Source organism: Maribacter sp. ACAM166, from assembly GCF_005771495.1.
Taxonomy (GTDB): domain Bacteria; phylum Bacteroidota; class Bacteroidia; order Flavobacteriales; family Flavobacteriaceae; genus Maribacter.
This window is the reverse complement of sequence record NZ_VAUW01000011.1, coordinates 39,300-58,070: the sequence shown is the minus strand read 5'-3', so window position 1 is coordinate 58,070 and position 18,771 is coordinate 39,300. Positions and strand designations below refer to the sequence as shown.

The 18,771-nt window shown below is 33.7% G+C and carries 16 protein-coding genes; 14 read left to right on the top strand and 2 right to left on the bottom strand.

What is annotated here, in order from left to right; all coding sequences use genetic code 11:
- Nucleotides 1-205: 205 nt before the first annotated feature.
- Nucleotides 206-1,018, bottom strand: a complete 813-nt coding sequence (locus tag ES765_RS09800) for an endonuclease/exonuclease/phosphatase family protein (protein ID WP_138113697.1) — start codon at nucleotides 1,016-1,018, stop codon at nucleotides 206-208.
- A gap of 38 nt (nucleotides 1,019-1,056) precedes the next feature.
- Between ES765_RS09800 and ES765_RS22895 the strand changes: the two genes are divergently transcribed.
- The 3 genes from ES765_RS22895 to ES765_RS09790 all read left to right on the top strand — a co-directional run bounded on the left by ES765_RS22895 (nucleotide 1,057) and on the right by ES765_RS09790 (nucleotide 3,157).
- On the top strand, nucleotides 1,057-1,335 hold the full coding sequence (locus ES765_RS22895; RefSeq protein WP_410504485.1) for a DUF4143 domain-containing protein: 279 nt from the start codon (nucleotides 1,057-1,059) through the stop codon (nucleotides 1,333-1,335).
- 49 nt (nucleotides 1,336-1,384) lie between these two features.
- The gene (locus ES765_RS22055) at nucleotides 1,385-1,549 is read left to right on the top strand and encodes a hypothetical protein (protein ID WP_212744228.1); all 165 of its coding nucleotides are present in this window, start codon (nucleotides 1,385-1,387) and stop codon (nucleotides 1,547-1,549) included.
- A gap of 534 nt (nucleotides 1,550-2,083) precedes the next feature.
- Nucleotides 2,084-3,157: a Fic family protein gene (locus ES765_RS09790; protein ID WP_138113695.1), complete on the top strand. Its 1,074-nt coding sequence runs from the start codon at nucleotides 2,084-2,086 to the stop codon at nucleotides 3,155-3,157.
- Nucleotides 3,158-3,231: 74 nt separating this feature from the next.
- On the opposite strand, the gene ES765_RS09785 is transcribed toward ES765_RS09790, so the two are convergent.
- On the bottom strand, nucleotides 3,232-3,558 hold the full coding sequence (locus ES765_RS09785; protein ID WP_138113693.1) for a phosphotyrosine protein phosphatase: 327 nt from the start codon (nucleotides 3,556-3,558) through the stop codon (nucleotides 3,232-3,234).
- 124 nt (nucleotides 3,559-3,682) lie between these two features.
- Here ES765_RS09785 and ES765_RS09780 point away from each other — a divergent pair, with 124 nt between their 5' ends.
- From ES765_RS09780 to ES765_RS09730, 11 genes are all read left to right on the top strand, one after another.
- On the top strand, nucleotides 3,683-4,474 hold the full coding sequence (locus ES765_RS09780; RefSeq protein ID WP_138113691.1) for a type IV toxin-antitoxin system AbiEi family antitoxin: 792 nt from the start codon (nucleotides 3,683-3,685) through the stop codon (nucleotides 4,472-4,474).
- A complete protein-coding gene (locus ES765_RS09775) occupies nucleotides 4,471-5,262 on the top strand; it encodes a nucleotidyl transferase AbiEii/AbiGii toxin family protein (protein ID WP_138113689.1) in 792 nt (263 codons plus the stop codon). The genes ES765_RS09780 and ES765_RS09775 overlap by 4 nt, the downstream gene beginning before the upstream one ends.
- Before the next feature lie 28 nt (nucleotides 5,263-5,290).
- Nucleotides 5,291-7,714 carry a type I restriction-modification system subunit M gene (locus tag ES765_RS09770; RefSeq protein WP_138113687.1) on the top strand — a complete coding sequence of 808 codons (2,424 nt, stop codon included), beginning with the start codon at nucleotides 5,291-5,293 and terminating at the stop codon, nucleotides 7,712-7,714.
- Entirely contained in the window at nucleotides 7,705-8,943 is a 1,239-nt protein-coding gene (locus ES765_RS09765; protein ID WP_138113685.1) for a restriction endonuclease subunit S, read from the top strand. The genes ES765_RS09770 and ES765_RS09765 overlap by 10 nt, the downstream gene beginning before the upstream one ends.
- Nucleotides 8,940-9,695 (top strand): hypothetical protein, encoded by a 756-nt coding sequence (locus tag ES765_RS22050; RefSeq protein WP_212744227.1) that lies wholly within the window; start codon nucleotides 8,940-8,942, stop codon nucleotides 9,693-9,695. The genes ES765_RS09765 and ES765_RS22050 overlap by 4 nt, the downstream gene beginning before the upstream one ends.
- Nucleotides 9,696-9,732: 37 nt before the next feature.
- Complete coding sequence (locus ES765_RS09755) at nucleotides 9,733-10,233, top strand: hypothetical protein (RefSeq protein ID WP_138113683.1); 501 nt, start codon at nucleotides 9,733-9,735, stop codon at nucleotides 10,231-10,233.
- An 82-nt stretch (nucleotides 10,234-10,315) separates the two neighbouring features.
- Nucleotides 10,316-12,124 (top strand): McrB family protein, encoded by a 1,809-nt coding sequence (locus ES765_RS22290; protein ID WP_249356311.1) that lies wholly within the window; start codon nucleotides 10,316-10,318, stop codon nucleotides 12,122-12,124.
- 2 nt (nucleotides 12,125-12,126) lie between these two features.
- Nucleotides 12,127-13,416 carry a 5-methylcytosine restriction system specificity protein McrC gene (locus ES765_RS09745; protein WP_138113681.1) on the top strand — a complete coding sequence of 430 codons (1,290 nt, stop codon included), beginning with the start codon at nucleotides 12,127-12,129 and terminating at the stop codon, nucleotides 13,414-13,416.
- Nucleotides 13,417-13,477: 61 nt separating this feature from the next.
- Nucleotides 13,478-14,317 (top strand): DNA damage-inducible protein D, encoded by an 840-nt coding sequence (gene dinD / locus ES765_RS09740; protein WP_138113679.1) that lies wholly within the window; start codon nucleotides 13,478-13,480, stop codon nucleotides 14,315-14,317.
- Between the two features lie 9 nt (nucleotides 14,318-14,326).
- Nucleotides 14,327-17,359 carry a type I restriction endonuclease subunit R gene (locus tag ES765_RS09735; protein ID WP_138113677.1) on the top strand — a complete coding sequence of 1,011 codons (3,033 nt, stop codon included), beginning with the start codon at nucleotides 14,327-14,329 and terminating at the stop codon, nucleotides 17,357-17,359.
- Complete coding sequence (locus tag ES765_RS09730; protein WP_138113675.1) at nucleotides 17,349-18,077, top strand: M48 family metallopeptidase; 729 nt, start codon at nucleotides 17,349-17,351, stop codon at nucleotides 18,075-18,077. The genes ES765_RS09735 and ES765_RS09730 overlap by 11 nt, the downstream gene beginning before the upstream one ends.
- The last annotated feature ends 694 nt before the right edge of the window (nucleotides 18,078-18,771 follow it).

Here is an 18,771-nt window from a genome sequence, read left to right as displayed (position 1 = left end):
CCAAAAAAAAATTTCTTAAAACAGCAGACATTCAGGAAAACACCTATTCAAAATGAGTCCTAAAGAAAAAAAAATACATCTTGCGTTATTAATCCTAATGTATTCCTGCATAGTATTTGGCATTCTGTCTATTATAAAAATAATATTTCTCTAATTACCAGTTTGGTAGAATCATGCATTTTATGCTATGGTGAATAGTTGTTCATTACTGTATACTAAATCTCAGAACTACAGGCAAATGGTCAGACAACGTTCTTGCATCATCAAGGTTTTCACAAACCCTTACAAAATCAATTGTTGAACTCTCCACTTTGGTTATGTTCTTGGAGTAGAATATATTATCTATCGCATAGTTTAGATAGTTATTGCCGTCACAACCTTGCTTTAGCGTGGTTCTATCATTTGATATTGAAGCATTATAGCCTAATGTCTTTAACCCATCAAAAACTAATTCCTGTTCATTAACATTAAAATCTCCCGCCAAAATAATTGGGTGCTGTGATGCGTTTATCTTCAAAAAATCTGTAATAGCCAGTATTTCTCTTTCCGGATTTTTATCATGTGGCCTAGAATGAAAATTAAGAACTGTTAGCTTCCGACCTTTTATATAAAAATCGATAAAAAAAGGTTCTCGGTCTACAAGTGAATCCAAGTCTGCGATTAGTAGACCTCTATTTTTAATTTTTATGTTTTTAGTCTTCCAAATAAATGCATAGCGCTCCGTTACATAGTTAGTACTATTGGTAGGGTCACTAATAACATAATCCCATTTACTCCCTTTTCTATTCAGGTTATCCGCAAGTTTGGCAACTGCCTGCGCACCGCCGTATCCGGCTACAACTTCTTGTATAGCAACAATATCTGCGTCTCTGACTATGTCTGCAATTCTATCTAATTCGTCGCTGTTTTTGGTTTTGCCGAAATCTCTAATATTCCATGAGATTAGGCTGATGGGTTCTTGGGATGATACACTAAAGTGAAAAAGAATAATTAGGAGTAGAACTGTCTTTTTGAACATAAAGAATTTTATTTAAAAACAAAATTAATCAAATTAGATTGTGGTGGTGTTTTGACACCTATAAAACAAGTTATAACGAACTGACGCAATTGTTAGGTATTTATAAGAAAACAGTCTCTAATTATATCGATTTGCTTTGCCAAGCCTATTTGATTTTCAAACTGCCTAGTTTTAGCAAAAAATTGCGAAACGAAATAAAAACGAATCAAAAAATATTTTTCTACGATACCGGCGTGAGAAATATGATAATTGGTAACCTAGGTACGACAGGACAAAGGCAATCTTTGGTAGAATTTTTTAATTGCAGAACGACTTAAACATAATGCCTATAATAGCTCACTAGCTAATGGTTATTTTTAGCGAACTGTGCAACAGCAAGAAATTGTTTATGTAGAGGAACAAGCAGGAATAATTACAGGCTTTGAAATAAAATGGAATCCAAAAATAAAAGTCAAAATTCCTAAAACTTTTATTGAAACATACAAAACAGAAGTACAAGTAATCACCAACAAAATTTTTGGAAATTTTTAAAATAACGTACTCAACCAACAAGCACTTTTGAAAAAGAACTAGTAAAAATAGCCGACAATTACTCTAGAAGATGAATACACCAAAATATAGTCATTTGGTATTATTGAGAGTATGTCATCACTGTGTATATTCCTTCAATCCCAAAACCTGATAATAAATCTCAAAATGGCAATTCCATTTCAGGATTTTCCATTTATTCCATGTATCAAAACAGTATTTTGAACATTATATAAAAGAAAAAAACCCAATATCTTTAGATATTGAGCTTTGCTCTAAGCGGAGAAAGAGGAACTAACCAAAATCTTATTTTAGTAGTGTTTATAGGGATTAAAAGCCTCTTCATATTTTACGTCCACCAAATATGCCCCTTTTTAACAAAAGTTTATGAAACATGTCATTATAAAGCCTATTTGATATCATTTACATACAATCAACAAGGTAAATAATAAAATATGTCTATAAAACAATAAAATTTCGACATATATTTGCATTGTGTCGAAATTATCGACATACTAACGTCAATATGTCGATTGCATGTACCATCCTGAAAAACCCTATAACAATTTACCATTAGTACCGCCAGCTATAGAAGTTGAGACTAAAAAAATATTGAAGCAAGCCATCGCTTCAAATAAAATTTTAGCGGAGTTAAAAGGACGGGCAGACGAAATTCCAAATCAGTCAATGCTGGTTAATGCCATTACATTGCAAGAAGCGAAGGACAGTTCTGAAATTGAAAACATCATTACAACACAAGATAGCCTGTATAAAGCTTTTTCTTCAAATACCTCAGGAATTGATGCACAAACAAAAGAAGTTTTAAGGTATAGACAAGCACTGTGGGAGGGATTTAATGATTTGAAAAATAGACCGCTTTCAACAAATTCGTTCATAAAGATTGTACAAACCATTAAAGAAAATAATTCTGGAATACGTAATGCACCAGGCACTACTATCTCTAGCAATAATAAGGTACTTTATACGCCACCTGTGGGAGAGGAAACAATTCGAGATTTATTGAGAAATTTAGAAAATTTTATTCATGAGGACGATACTATTGACCATTTAGTAAAGTTGGCCCTGATGCATTATCAGTTTGAGGCCATACATCCATTTTTTGATGGGAATGGTAGAACAGGTAGGGTGCTCAATATGCTTTATATTGTAGAAAAGGGGTTATTGGATAAACCTATTCTATATCTGAGCAAGTTCATCATTGAAAACAAGAATGAATATTACCGACTTCTAAGAAACGTTACGGAACAGCAAGCTTGGGAAGATTGGGTGCTTTTTATGCTCAAAGGAATTGAAGAAACCGCTAGATACACACTAAACAAGATAAACGATATTAATAGCTTAATGCAAGAAACTATTGCGTTTGCAAAAACAAATTTGCCAAAAAGAGTGTATTCCAAGGAGCTGATTGAAATTCTATTTGAACAGCCTTATAGCAAAGTAAAATATTTGGTTGATAACGATATTGCAAAGAGACAAACCGCTGCGGAATATCTAAATGCGCTAGAAGAAATTGGAGTATTGAAATCCCAGAAAGTAGGGGTAGAAAATTTGTATCTTAATGTGAAGCTTTTTGAGTTATTGAAAAGTTAAACCTGTATACTAATTACCATTATTTTGGTAAATAAGACGATATGTTCTATAAATCTACCATTATAATGGTAATTCTAAAGCATAATTCTCTCGTCCAGAATTCTTATTAACGCTTTGTCATAATATTGATAAATATCTGGAATATGTAATACTGTTATTTTTGAATAGTATGTTGACCCGGTATGTTTTTGAATCTGACCGAGATGTTTCTTTTCCATAACATAGACCTTGTCTGCCCATTTCAATAAATCCTCAGTTAGCTCAGTAGTTCCTTCTTTTCTGCAAATCCTAAAATTGGTTCCTGCACTCAAAAACTCGTGCTCTGGAAATTTTGAAGAAAAATAGTCCTCAGCAGTTTTAGAGCGTTGTTTGTTTGCGGAGCATATAAAGAGGATTTTCATATTAAATTGATACTCTTTCTTGTTTACAGGCAATCGTTGCTATTGATTAAATCTAAAAATATCATAGTAAAATAATGAGATTAATACCTTAAAATGGTATCTTTCTAAAAAATTTACTTTTAAATTGGATATTTCAGACTACATAAAGCAATTACAATCGGTTGAAGAGTACTCATTTTCCTGGGATGAACTTATTCAAAAGTGTCATAAAACAGAAACTGCTTTAACGCGAGAGCTCTCCCGATTGGTAGCAAAAAAGGAAATTATAAATTTAAGAAAAGGATTTTACCTAATCATTCCACCAAGATATTCAAAACAAGAACAGCTTCCTATACAATTATTTGCAGATAAACTTTTTAACTATTTGGATAGTAAGTATTACCTGGGCTTTTATTCCGCTGCAAAATTTCACGGTGCAGGACATCAACAAGTGCAACGGGAATATGTGATGACGGATAACCAATTTCCTAACATTAAAAAATCATCGCTGGACATCCATTTTTTTACAACTTCAAAATGGCCAACAAAAAACATTTTAGAAAAAAAATCGGACGCAGGTATTTTTAAAATTTCAAGTCCAGCGCTAACCGCAGCAGATTTAATTAGTCATCAAACCAAGTTGGGTGGCATTAATAGAATGTTAGCCATTCTCGAAGAGTTATCAGAAGAGATTACCGTTCAAGACATAAAAGACTTATTAAGTTGGTATCCTCACAAAAGCACCCTACAACGTTTTGGTTTTTTGTTAGAGTCAGCACTACAAGTTGAATCTAATTTATATGTACCAATTATGGAATGCTTAAAGGCATCAAAATACTATCCGGTGTTATTGAGTCCAAAATCAAAAGAGAGACCTGGAGCCATTAATAATGACTGGAAAGTTGATGTGAATATAAAACTGGAAAGCGATTTATGATTCCAAAGCCCTACATAGCAAAATGGCAAGAACAAGCCCCTTGGAAACAATTTTATCAAGTAGAACAAGACCTTGTAATTAGCAGAGCATTAGTAGAAATTTTCTCTGATGATTTTCTAAGAGAAAACCTAGCTTTTAGAGGTGGTACTGCTTTGCATAAGTTGTATCTAAATCCTGCGCCAAGATATTCTGAAGATATCGATTTGGTTCAAATTAAAGAAGGTCCAATAAAACCAATAATGCAACGTCTCAATGAAGTCATTACATTTTTTGAAGAAAAAAGAAGCACTAAAATCGGAGGACATGGAGCAAAAGCATTATATCGTTTTACTTCTGAATATGAAGATATTAGACTGCGCTTAAAATTAGAAATTAATTGTAAAGAGCATTTTAATGTACTAACATGGGTTGAATTTCCTTTTGAGGTGCAAAGCGATTGGTTTAAAGGAAGTGCTAATATTCGAACGTACAACATCAATGAACTTTTAGGTACTAAGCTTAGGGCATTATACCAACGTAGCAAAGGTCGCGATTTGTTTGATTTGGATTATTCTAGATTGAATTTGCAATTAGATACAGAACAAATTATTAAATGTTTTAAGGAATACACCACATTCTCAACTGGTAAGAGACCACCAAGTCAAAAACAATTTTTATTAAATATTGAAGAAAAAGAGCAAGACCCAAATTTTACTGGGGATATGGAAGCCTTGTTACGACCCGAAATTAAATATGACCAAAATGCAGCCTTTGAATGGCTAAAGAATGAGGTTGTAAAGAAACTATAATAGATACCTATATTATTTAAAACTAACTATGGCAATTAAAAAATCAGAATTATACTCATCCCTTTGGGAAAGCTGTGATAAGTTAAGAGGTGCTGGAGGAATGGATGCCTCACAGTATAAAGATTATGTACTTACAATGCTTTTTGTGAAGTATGTGAGCGATAAATATGCTGGTAATGCTATGAGTTTAATTGAAGTTCCTAAAGGAGCTTCGTTTGAAGATATGGTGGCGTTAAAAGGTCAGCCAGATATAGGTGACCGTATCAATAAAGAAATACTACGACCACTGTTTGACTCTAATGGTTTAGGTGGTTCACTAGAGATTGTAGATTTTAATGATGACGAGAAGCTAGGTAGCGATAAAGAAAAGGTGGAGCTACTTTCTAAGCTCATTGCCATTTTTGAGAACCCTGCCTTAAACTTTAAAAACAATCGTGCCGAAGATGATGATGTTCTAGGTGATGCGTACGAGTTTTTAATGCGTCACTTTGCAACCGAATCTGGTAAGAGCAAAGGACAATTTTACACGCCTGCTGAGGTGTCTAGAATCTTATCTAAAGTGATAGATGTACACAAAGCAGATAAACCTTCGTATAGCGCTTATGACCCAACCTGTGGTTCTGGTTCGCTATTATTAAAGGTAGCTGGCGAGGCACCTAACGGTTTAACATTGTACGGACAAGAAAAAGATGTGGCAACTAAAGGACTTGCCATTATGAATATGTGGCTGCACGGGTACCCTGAGGCTTCTATTGCTGGCAAGAACACCATTGCGTCACCACAGTTTACAGAAAACGGACAGTTAAAACGTTTTGACTTTGTAGTTGCAAACCCTCCATTTTCAATAAAAAATTGGGATACTGGTATTGTACCCCTAGATGATGTATATAATCGTTTTAGAGGTTTTGGCGTGCCACCAGATAAAAACGGAGATTATGCTTTTCTATTACATATTCTCGCATCCTTAAAAAGTACAGGTAAAGGTGCTGTTATTTTACCGCACGGTGTGTTGTTTCGCGGTAATGCAGAGGCTGCAATACGCCAGAATATTATAGAGCGTAAATGGATTAAAGGCGTGATAGGTTTACCAGCAAATTTATTTTACGGTACTGGTATTCCTGCCTGCATTATTGTGATAGATAAAGAACATACAGAAGAGCGTGATGGAATCTTTATGATGGATGCAAGTAAAGGCTTTATTAAAGACGGAAACAAAAACCGACTACGAGAGCAAGACATTCACCAGATAGTAGATGTGTTTAATACACAAACTGAGGTGGAGAAATATGCACGCTTTGTGCCTTTTGACGAGATTGAAAAAAATGAGTACAACCTTAACATCCCTCGTTATGTGGATACGCAGGAAGAGGAAGATATACAAGATTTAAACGCACACCTTAATGGTGGCATCCCTAATAAAGATATAGAAGGGCTAAGTAGATTCTGGAAAGTATACCCTAACCTTAAAGCACATTTATTTTCTCGCTTTCGCGAAAACTACTCACAACTCAATGTAGCGGCTAGTGATATTAAAAATGCCATTTATTCGCATCCTGAGTTTACCAATTATAGCGATAAGCTAGCTTTGGTTTTTGAAAGTTGGAAAGAGAAAGTCTATGCAGATTTACAAGGCATTAATGAGCAAACCGCACCTAAAAAATTAGAAAAGCGTATTGCAGAAGCCTTATTGCACGAGTATGATGGCAAACCACTCGTAAACCAGTATGCGATGTACCAACATTTTATGGATTACTGGGATGCGATGATGAAAGATGATGTGTACCTACTGGCAGAAGATGGTTGGGTAGCTAAAACCAAACGCATACTAGAAAAAAATAGCAAAGGAAAAGAAGTAGATAAAGGCTGGACCTGCGATTTAATCCCTAAGCAGCTAGTGATAGACAAATACTTAGCAAGCGAACAACAAGCACTTAATGACCTAGTAGCACAACTAGAAACCAAACAAGCCGAAATCACTACCTATAATGAAGAACATGCTGGTGAAGAAGGATTATTGAGTGATGCTACAAATGATAAAGGTACCATTACTAAAACCACACTCACCAAATACCTTAAAAGTATAAAAGGGGACAAGAGCGAAAAAGAAGCCTACGATTTAGGAAACAAACTATTGACCGCTTTCGCAAAAGAAGCCACACTAAAAAAACAAATTAAAGTTGCAGAACAAGAACTGGATGCAAGTACTTTAAAGCAATTTGGCAAACTCACCGAACCAGAAGTTAGAACTTTGGTAGTAGATGATAAATGGCTTACCACCATAAGCGCTGCTATGCAAAGCGAGATAGACAGTATCTCACAACGTCTTACTGGTCGTATTAAAGAACTGGCAGAGCGTTATGAAAATACATTAGGACAACTTGATACGAGCAACACCGAACTAGAAGAAAAAGTAGCTGGTCATCTTGAAAAAATGGGATTGGTATGGAATTAACTTTAAAGGAAGGCTATAAGCAGACTGAAATTGGGATTATTCCAAAGGATTGGGAAACAATAAAAATTGGAGACTCTTTATTATTTAAGAACGGGCTAAACAAGGAAAGTGAGTTTTTTGGTTACGGAACTCCTATAATTAATTATATGGATGTTTTTAAAAACTTTGGTCTGACAAAATCGGATATAAAAGGTAAAGTTTTTTTGAATTCACAAGAGCTAAATAATTTTTCAGCAAGAAAAGGCGATGTATTTTTTACTAGAACTTCTGAAACTCAAGAAGAGATTGGTGTATCTGCTGTACTTTTAGAAAATATAGATAATTGTGTTTTTAGTGGATTTGTTTTACGCGGGCGTCCAGTAAATAAAAAAGTGGCATCTGAATACTTTCAATACTGTTTTATACCAGATTATGTAAGAACACAAATAATAGCCAAAAGTTCATTTACTACCAGAGCTTTGACCAACGGAAGATATCTATCTAAAGTAACCATTGCACTACCACCAACCCTAGAAGAACAAAAAGCCATCGCCACCGCATTAAGCGATGTAGATAATTTGATAACCAACCTAGACGACCTTATCGCAAAAAAGAAAGCCATAAAACAAGGCGCGATGCAGCAGTTGTTAACGCCAGATGAAAAATGGGAAACAAAAACTATTAAAGAGCTAGCAACCTACAGGAGAGGTAGTTTTCCGCAACCTTATGGATTATCAAAATGGTATGATGATATAAATGGAATGCCTTTCGTTCAAGTTGTGGATGTAGATAAGAATAACAAACTGAAACCTGAGACAAAACAAAAAATCAGTCTTGAAGGTTCGAAAAAAAGTGTTTTTGTAGAAAAAGGAACAATAATACTAACTCTTCAAGGGTCTATTGGTCGCATTTGTATTACTCAGTATGATGCTTATGTGGACAGAACTTTGCTGATTTTTGAGTCAATTAGTTCAGATATAAGTAAATATTTCTTTATGCTTTCTGTATGGCTCAAATTTCAGATTGAAAAAGAAAATGCGCCTGGTGGTATCATAAAAACTATAACTAAAGAGGCTCTTTCAAAATTTGAAATTTCCTTTCCCGATATCGATGAGCAAAATAGAATTGCAGAAATCCTATCTGATATGGATAAAGAACTTGAGGAGTTAGCCGCCAAAAAAGAGAAATACGAGCATATTAAACAAGGTATGATGCAGGAGTTGCTTACTGGTAAAACGCGGTTAGTGTGATGGAGAAAACAGCCCAAATTAACAAGGTAGTCCAGTCTTATTTTGAAAAAAATAAAGATTGGGTTATGGTACCAGCCAAAGACCTAATGCCTGAACTCATAAAAGCAGGCATTTTTATAAAAGACCACAGAAATGGGCTACCTATTAGAAAAGTGCTGAGAAATTTAAAAGCGAGCAATCAACTGCATTTAATACCATTTGCTCATGGTGTGCAAAAAACAAAGAATACAAATTGGTTTTTTATTCCATCAAATCAATCAATTCCTAAAGTAATTAGAGCAACTCCAAAAGTTAAACGGCTGGCGACGACAAGTAAATCAACAACCAAAAAGAAGCATAAGGATGAAGATTATATCATTGATTTATGCGATGAGATATTAGGAATAAAAGCCTCAAGGCAACATCGATTTGATTTCTTGCAAGGAGACCTACACTCTAATGGTGTTTTAAGAACTAAACTACCAGTTGATGGGTATTATGCGCCAAAAAATCTAGTAATTGAGTTTCACGAAAGACAGCATACCGAGGCTGTAAGTCATTTTGACAAACCCAACAAAATGACTGTTAGTGGAGTGCATAGAGGTGAACAACGCGCCAAATACGAACAACTTAGAAGAGACTTATTACCAGAAAACGGAATACAATTAGTGGAGCTAGACTATTCTTTGTTTGAGGTTACTTCTCAAAAGAAATTGGTAAGAAATAAAAAGAGAGATACAGAAGTGCTCAAAGTAATTTTAAATAAAAAATGATGCAAGAGTTATTGAATGGTAAAACACGGTTAGTGTAATGGAAGAAATTAATAATTTAAATATAGACTGGGAACTTATTACAAACGTTTTAGGCGTTTTGGTTACGTTTTTTTTGGGAGTGGCAGTTTTGATCTCGACTAATAAATACAATAAAAATCAATCTGACATTGCAAGTCATCAACTTCAAAAGGAGCTTTTCGGAGAATATAATAAGCGTTATGATGTGCTTAATGGTTATTTAGAAAAAATAACTAAGCATGAATCTATGGAATATTTAATGGATAAAAAGCCTAATAAGTATCCTTTTCTAAGAAATAAACTTAATGACTACTTCAATTTATGTGCAGAAGAATACTATTGGTATAAAAATGGACGTATCGATGAAGAATTATGGAAGTCTTGGGAAGTTGGCATGAATTCTTGGTATGATAATCACGCTATTATTAGAGAGGCTTGGAAAGAAGAATACAAGAGTTTTGGACATCAATCTTTTTACTTGAAAAAGGATGAGCAATTTTTTAAAAATTTTGAGAAGTGATGGAAAATAAAAAAGAGAATTACGGGCTCCTTAAACAAGATATGATACAGGGGTTACTTACTGATAAAAAGCGATTGGTGTGATGGGGGAAAGCATACTAGAATGTATAAGTTTTTTTAAAGAGTTACAGGTTACTGAAAACGATATTACAACAGTAGCAGAACTTCAAAATAACCAGATGGTTGTTGAAGTGGTATATTCATTTAACGGAAAATATTTTACTACACAAAGACTATATTACAAGAATATTCTATATCAGAATAGTGTAAGAAAACCTAAAAAAATCATCAACTATTTTGGTAATCCAGTATTTTGGTTAGACAACCTAGTAAATGATTGGGCTAAAGGTAGCGGTCAGGCAGAGCTTGAAAAAATTGTAATTGATGAAATTGCTTATCCTAATGATACTAATTTTAAAAAATTTTTAAAGAAGCTTGCCAACAATCAGAAAACAGGGTTTATACAAAGAATTACAGCTGATGGAAAATCAGGGCAATACCATCATAATTTTGAGAATAATAATCACTGGCACGATATTATTTTACTTATCAAGCAAATTATTGACAATAAAGGTGCAGCGATAGATAAAAAATATTTTTCACGACTTGTTTTTAAATGGGATGGAGATAAAAATTCAGTTAGAGAGCGTTCTTCTCTTGCCAAAGAAGTAGAATGGAAATCAAGAACTTTTATTGATAGATTATATACCAACATAAAATCAGTACAAAATAGAATTACTAATATGGAAATAGTAGAGGTACTTAACCAAAAGAAGCAAATCATTTTACAAGGTCCGCCAGGAACAGGTAAAACGAGAGAAGCAAAAGATATTGCTGAGCAGTTAATTTTTGGAACTGTGACAGATGATAAAAAAGAACAAAAAGCCATTTTAGAAAAATCTGAGCAATTTAAACTGGTTCAGTTTCATCCTGCCTATTCCTATGAAGATTTTGTGCGTGGTATCGTTGTAAAAACAGATGTTAGTACCACACCAGAATACAAAACCGTTAATAAAATTTTAGGTGCTTTTGCTAAAAAAGCAAACCAAAGCAACTTATCTGGTGGTACAGATGATTTTGATATAGCGTGGCACGAGTTAGTTCAGGACATCAACGATGGTACAGTTATTAAAATAGGAAGCAGTAATGTTCCCGTAAGCATCAATTCTCAAGAAAACATCAAGTTCAACTCACCAGTAGCAACGTATGAAAAGACTTATGAATTGTATAAGTTTGGTGAGACAGATTTAAAATATGAAACTTATCAAAAAATTGTTCTTAAATATCTAAAAGACCCTAAGGGTAAATATAAACTACAGGATTACGTAACACCTAAAGAGATAAGTTCAAACAAACCTTACGTTCTTATTATAGATGAAATAAACAGAGCAAATTTGCCAGCGGTTTTAGGTGAGTTAATTTATGCCCTAGAATATCGTGGAGAGAAAGTAGAAAGTATGTATGCTACGCCAGAAGATGGTAATACTTTACTATTGCCAGAAAATCTTTTGATTATAGGTACAATGAATACCTCAGACCGCAGTGTAGGACATATTGATTATGCTATTAGACGAAGGTTTGCATTTGTCGACAAATTACCAAAGGCGCTTCCAATTGATAATTTTGAAACTGAATTATTTGAGAAAGTATCTAATTTATTTATCAAAAATTATGATGAGTACAAGATAAATGATGCTGTTGTTTTAAAACCCTCAGAGCATTTATCAGAAGAGTTTAGACCAGAAGATGTATGGCTAGGACATAGTTATTTTATAAACGGTAATGGTGATTTTAGTATTAGGAAAAACTATGAAATCATCCCTATTTTAAAAGAATACGTAAATGATGGTATCTTAAAGCAAAGTGCAATGGTTGAAATAAATGCCTTGTAACTATGATACAACTTTGCGAGCAATACGGTTATAAAAACCCACGAGTAATTGATGATATTAATAATTTTACTGAATTGTTAAACGGTAAAGCATATTATAAATCTATACAGCGTGGTCAGAATAAAGCCTATTGCTTCAATATTTCACATAATGAAAATGATGAGAATCCCTACCGTTTCGAGACCTCTTATTTCGTAGGCGTAGATTGGATTGTTGAGAACGAATTACCCATTTACGTTTATCCTAAATTAGATGATACTATTCAGGAAGTAGATTATTTAAAAATGCTTTTTGCATTATTAAAAGAACCACAAAACTATAATCACCTAGACCAACTTTGTGAAATTGATTTTAACAAACCAAGTATTTCAATACAGCAATCGCAGGATTTATTAACTCCATTACTCTTAATTCAATTTTTAAATGTTTTAAAAAAGATTGTTCAGAAAGGATTAAAAAAATCATACTACCAAGTAACCAAAAACCTAAATGCAAAAGTAAAAGGGAAAATTCTAATAAATCAAACGATTAGAAATAACCATTTCAAAGGAAATACTTTTGATAGTTACTGCCAGTATAATGAATTTGGTGTAAACAGTTTAGAAAACAAGGTCTTGAAAAAAGCATTGCTTTTTTCTGTTTCAGCTATACAAAACTTAAAAGGCATAGATATTTCTTCAGCACATAATATCATTAATTATATTAATCCTGCTTTTGCCAATGTAGATAGTTATGTTGATATAAGATTACTTAAAAACACTAAGCCCAATATTTTGTATAAAGAATATGGTATTGCTATAAAATTAGCCAAAACCATTTTGAAAAAATATGGTTACAATATTTCAAATGCTACTAATGAAATAGTTAAAACGCCACCATTTTGGATTGATATGAGTAAGCTGTTTGAATTATATGTGTATGCTAAACTTAAAGAACGATTTACACAACATCAAGAGGTAACCTATCATAAGAAATTCAATTATTTAGAACCTGACTTCATAGTAAAAACAAATGATGGCTTAATTAAAATGATTGTAGATGCCAAATATAAACCTAGGTACGAAAATAGCAACATCAGTACAGAGGATATTAGACAGATAAGCGGTTATGCAAGATTGAAAAAAGTGTATGATTTTTTGAAATGTGATTATCATGAGGTTATAGATTGCCTTGTTATTTACTCAAATCAAAATTCAAATAGAAGTGATTTTACAGGAGATAATTTTCCTATTGAGGAAGAAAAAGAATACAATCGATTTTATAAAATAGGAATAGAATTACCAGTAAAATAATTTGAACAAATAGTAGATTTTAAATGTCTGCTAAATAGTAGGAAACTTTTAAATTCAGAGTATGAAATCAGAAATTATAAAATCACTTGCAAATACTTTTGAAGACCATTCTCAAACCACAGAAAATGGGATTGAATTTTGGTTTGCGAGAGATATTCAGCATTTACTCGGTTATGCTGAGTGGAGAAACTTTCAAAAGGTTATCGTAAAAGCAAAGATTACTTGCGAGGCTATAGGTAATCTGGTTACAGACCATTTTGTTGACGTCAACAAAATGGTTCCATTGGGTTCAGGAAGTGAAAGAGAAATAGAAGATATAATGTTAACAAGATACGCCTGTTATGTTATAGCTCAAAATGGAGACCCTCGAAAAGAACAAATTGCATTTGCTCAAAATTATTTTGCAATCCAAACACGAAAGTTTGAAGAAATTGAAAAAAGAATTAAGGACTGGGAGCGATTACAGGCAAGACAAAAATTAACACTGTCTGAGAAAGAGCTTTCAGAACTTATATATGAGCAAACTGGTAACGATAAAAATTTTGGGTTAATAAGGAGTAAAGGAGATGCAGCACTTTTTGGAAAATCAACGCAACAGATGAAACAAAAACTGGGTGTTCCAAAAGGTAGAGCACTCGCCGATTTTTTGCCTACAATAACTATTAAAGCAAAAGATTTCGCTACTGAGATAACCGTTTTTAACACTAAAGAAAAAGGTCTTTCAACAGAACGAAAAATTTCAGCTGAACATATTACCAATAATCGTGGCGTTAGAAACATTCTTTTAAATAGAGGTATAAAACCAGAAGAATTACCTCCCGAAGAAGACCTTAAAAAACTTGAAAGGCGCGTGAGTTCTGAATCAAAGAAAATGGGTAAAAATCCTGATAAGCTAACTTAAAAAAATAGTATGAACCACATAGGCAAGTCAGAACGCAAATCTCAAAACAGAGTCATACAGCTTTTTCAAAAAGAACTCAACTATGCTTATTTAGGAGATTGGGAAGAACAAGAACGCAATCGACCCATAGAAGAACACTTACTTTTTGATTATCTAATTAAAGATGGGAAGTATTCAAGAACGCTTGCTCAAAAAGCAGTAGATAAGTTGGTTAAGACCGCAACGAGCCTATCTGATGATTTATATGAAACTAATAAAGAAGTCTATAAATTATTACGTTATGGTATTACCGTACGTGAAGAGTTAGGACAGCCCAAAGAAACCATTTGGATTATAGACTGGAAAAATCCAAACAATAACGATTTTGCAGTTGCAGAAGAAGTCACCGTAAAAGGAAAACATACTAAGCGACCAGATGTAGTGCTTTTTGTAAACGGTATTGCATTAGGTGTTATAGAGTTAAAAAGAAGTAAAGTAGGCGTATCAGAAGGAATACGCCAAAACTTAGACAACCAGAAACCAGAGTTTATACAAAAGTACTTCACCACAATGCAGCTAGTAATGGCTGGTAATGATACCCAGGGCTTACGTTATGGTACTATTGAGACCTCAGAGAAGTATTATCTTAAATGGAAAGAAGAAAGTACTAAGGAGTATGATTATTTGCTTGATAAACACATAAGCCAATTATGTGAGAAATCGCGATTACTAGAACTCATCCACGATTTTATTGTGTTCGATAAAGGCACAAAAAAGCTATGTCGTCCTAATCAGTTCTTTGGTATTAAAGCGGCACAAACGCACATTAAGACAAAAACAGGCGGTATTTTATGGCATACCCAAGGTTCTGGTAAGAGCCTTACGATGGTATGGCTTACTAAATGGATACGCGAGAATGTAAAAGATAGTCGTGTTTTAATTATAACAGACAGACAAGAACTCGATGACCAAATACAAAAACTGTATACGGGTGTAGATGAAAATATTTACAGAACAAAGAGCGGTCGCGATCTTATAAATGTGCTAGACCAAAAAACAGAAATGTTAGTATGTAGTCTCGTGCATAAATTTGGCAGAAAATCTGATGAAGGTGATTATGACACGTACATAGAAGAACTTAGAGCTAGTTTAGGTAGTGACTTTAAAGCCAAAGGTGATATTTATGTTTTTGTAGATGAATGTCACCGTACACAATCTGGAAAGTTGCACGATGCAATGAAACTTATTTTACCAGGTTCTCTATTTATAGGTTTTACAGGAACACCATTACTTAAAAAAGACAAGCAAAAGAGTATAGAGGTTTTTGGTCCCTACATAGGTGATCCATACAAATTTGATGAAGCAGTAGAAGATGGCGTGGTACTCGATTTATTGTACGAAGCTAGAGACGTAGAGCAATTTATCACAGACCAAGACAAGATAGACGAATGGTTTGATGTTAAAACTAGAGGTCTTACAGACGTTGCTAAAATTCAATTAAAACAAAAATGGGGAACGATGCAGAAGGTCTTAGGATCTAAGTCTCGGTTAGCAAAAATAGTCAACGATATTATTCACGATTTTGATACAAAGCCTCGATTATATACAGGTGAAGGAAACGCGATGCTCGTGTCTGGTTCTGTATATCAAGCTTGTAAATATTATGAGTTGTTTCAAAATGCAGGTTTTAAGAACTGTGCCATTATTACCTCTTATCAACCACATCACGGTGACATTAAAGGAGAAGAAACAGGAGAAGAAAGTCCTACAGACAAGCTCTTAAAGTATGAGGTATATACTAAAATGCTTAAAGGGAAATCTACAGAAGATTTTGAAGCTTTGGCTAAAGCACAATTCATAAATGAGCCAAATAAAATGAAATTGCTTATCGTAGTAGATAAGCTCTTAACAGGTTTTGATGCACCATCTGCCACTTATCTCTACATTGATAAAAATATGCAAGACCACGGCTTATTTCAAGCAATTTGTCGTGTAAATAGAATAGATACAGAAGATAAAGACTATGGGTATATCGTAGATTATAAAGATTTATTTAAAAGTCTACAAAAATCTATAGGTGATTATACTTCAGAAGTTTTTGACGGTTATGATGAAGACGATGTAAAAGGATTGTTGAAAGATAGATTCACAGAAAGCAAAGAACGTCTTGAAACAGCTTTAGAGGTTTTGAGAGCTATGTGTGAACCTGTGCATCCTAAAGATGAACCTACTTATATTAAATTTTTCTGCGGCAATACCGAGGATCCATTAGATATAAAAGCTACCGAAGATAAGCGTGTTGGTTTATATAAAGCAGTAGTAAGTTTAATAAGAGCATACGCAAATGTTGCAAACGAAATTCACAAACTTGGATATAGTGATAAGGAAGCAAAAGAAATTAAGGAAGAAGTAAAATACTATTCTGATTTACGAGAAACAATAAAAAGAGCTAGTGGCGATTACATTGATCTTAAGAGATTTGAACCTGGTATGCGTCAATTAATGGATATGTATCTTGATGCAAAATCGAGTAAAAAAATATCTGACTTTGAGAATAAATCACTGGTAGATTTAATTGTACACGTTTCAGAACCAAGTGCGGAATATCAATCAAAAAACAGAAGAGAGGCAGTTGCAGAAACTATTGAGAATAACGTAAGAAAGGCAATTGTAGAAGAAGCAAAGGCAAATCCCAAGTACTACGAGAAGATGTCTGCATTATTAGATGAGCTCATATTACTTAGAAAAGAGGAGGCAATTTCTTATGCAGAATATCTGGAGAAAATCAAAGAACTAGCTGGTAAAGTAGTAACACCATCAAGCAGTTCTAATTACCCTAGTAATCTAGACACAAGAGCAAAGCAAGCACTTTATGACAACTTAGAGAGTAATGAACACCTAGCAATCACAGTTCACTCTACTATTATTGAAAATAAACTTGACGGCTGGCGTGATGGTGGTATTAAAGAAAAGAAATTAATGCTAGCCGTAGGTAAAGTAGTTAACGATATTGATACTACATTGCATATCATGGAAATTATAAAGGCGCAGAATGAATATTAAGACAGAAACTATTGCATTTGCAAATGTCGAAGTAGAGGTGATACGTAAGGATATAAAAAATATGCACCTTGCCGTTTATCCTCCAAATGGAGCAATAAAGTTATCTGTTCCTACTAAAACAGATGAGGAAGTATTACGCCTTTTTGCCATTTCAAAATTAGGTTGGATAAAGAAGAATGTAAAGAATTTTAAACAGCAAGCTAGAGAAACAAAACGTGATTACGTTTCTGGTGAGAGCCATTACTTTAAAGGTCAGCGGTATTTATTAAACGTTAACCATCATAATGGGTATAACAAAGTAGAGATTACAGGAGCAAATAAAATCCAACTTTGGGTAAAGCCTAGTGCAACAGTAGATGAAAAAGGGCACATAATTAAAGAGTGGTATCGTAAGCAATTAAAAAGTCAAATTCCAGAACTACTTGAAAAATGGGAGAAAATCATCGGAGTTCAATCCAATGATTGGGGCGTAAAGCAAATGAAAACCAAATGGGGCGCATGTAATGTAGACGCTAAGCGTATCTGGTTAAATCTGGAACTAGCCAAAAAGCCAACGATTTGTTTAGAATATATACTAGTTCACGAACTAGTTCACTTGCATGAAAGAAATCATAATGCACGTTTTATTTCACTTATGAATCAGTTTATGCCAAAGTGGAGGATGTATAGAGATGAACTTAATAGTCTACCTATAGTTCATAATGATTGGGGTTATTAATTACTTGGATCAATACTGTTAATCATGAGACGAATAACAATATTAATCGGTTCATAATAATAAATTAGGCAAAGAAATTACAACCCGTTCCACCCCATTCCCCTACATTTCGCGAAAAGCTACATTACGAGAAAAGAGGTTCACTACCCTATCTTGAACCCAGTTGCGGAAAAAGCGACAGCGTTCGCCTAAAAAAAGATACCACACCCATTTCTACACAAAGTTTAAAATTCTGCCCGAGACGAACTGCATAACCGTTCGCTCACCCACTCGACTACGCTCAGGGCAGGCTTCACTTTTATAAGTTCTTACTCGCACACAATTTTTATGTCGGTAACCGAAAAGGTAACGGCGATGGCGCTATGGGAAGTAAGTGAATAAAATTGAATTGAGCCTTAATCTGTATCATTTTGCCACAAATTAACTTGGTAATTACGAGGATAAATAGCGTTCAACATCAAAAGAAAAGGAAAACGCTCAAGATATAATAAGTACGTGATTTTAAAAGAAAAGTATATCAAATTCCACCAAAACAAGTCATCTAATATTAATAAATAAAATAGTTTATTTATTTGATATTCAGGTTATTAAAATTATTTATCTTCAATTTATTACTAAAAAAACAATAGCAATAAATGTGTCTAAAATAGCTTATCAGCATCTGTTGAAAAGTATGAAGATTCTGAAATGAAAT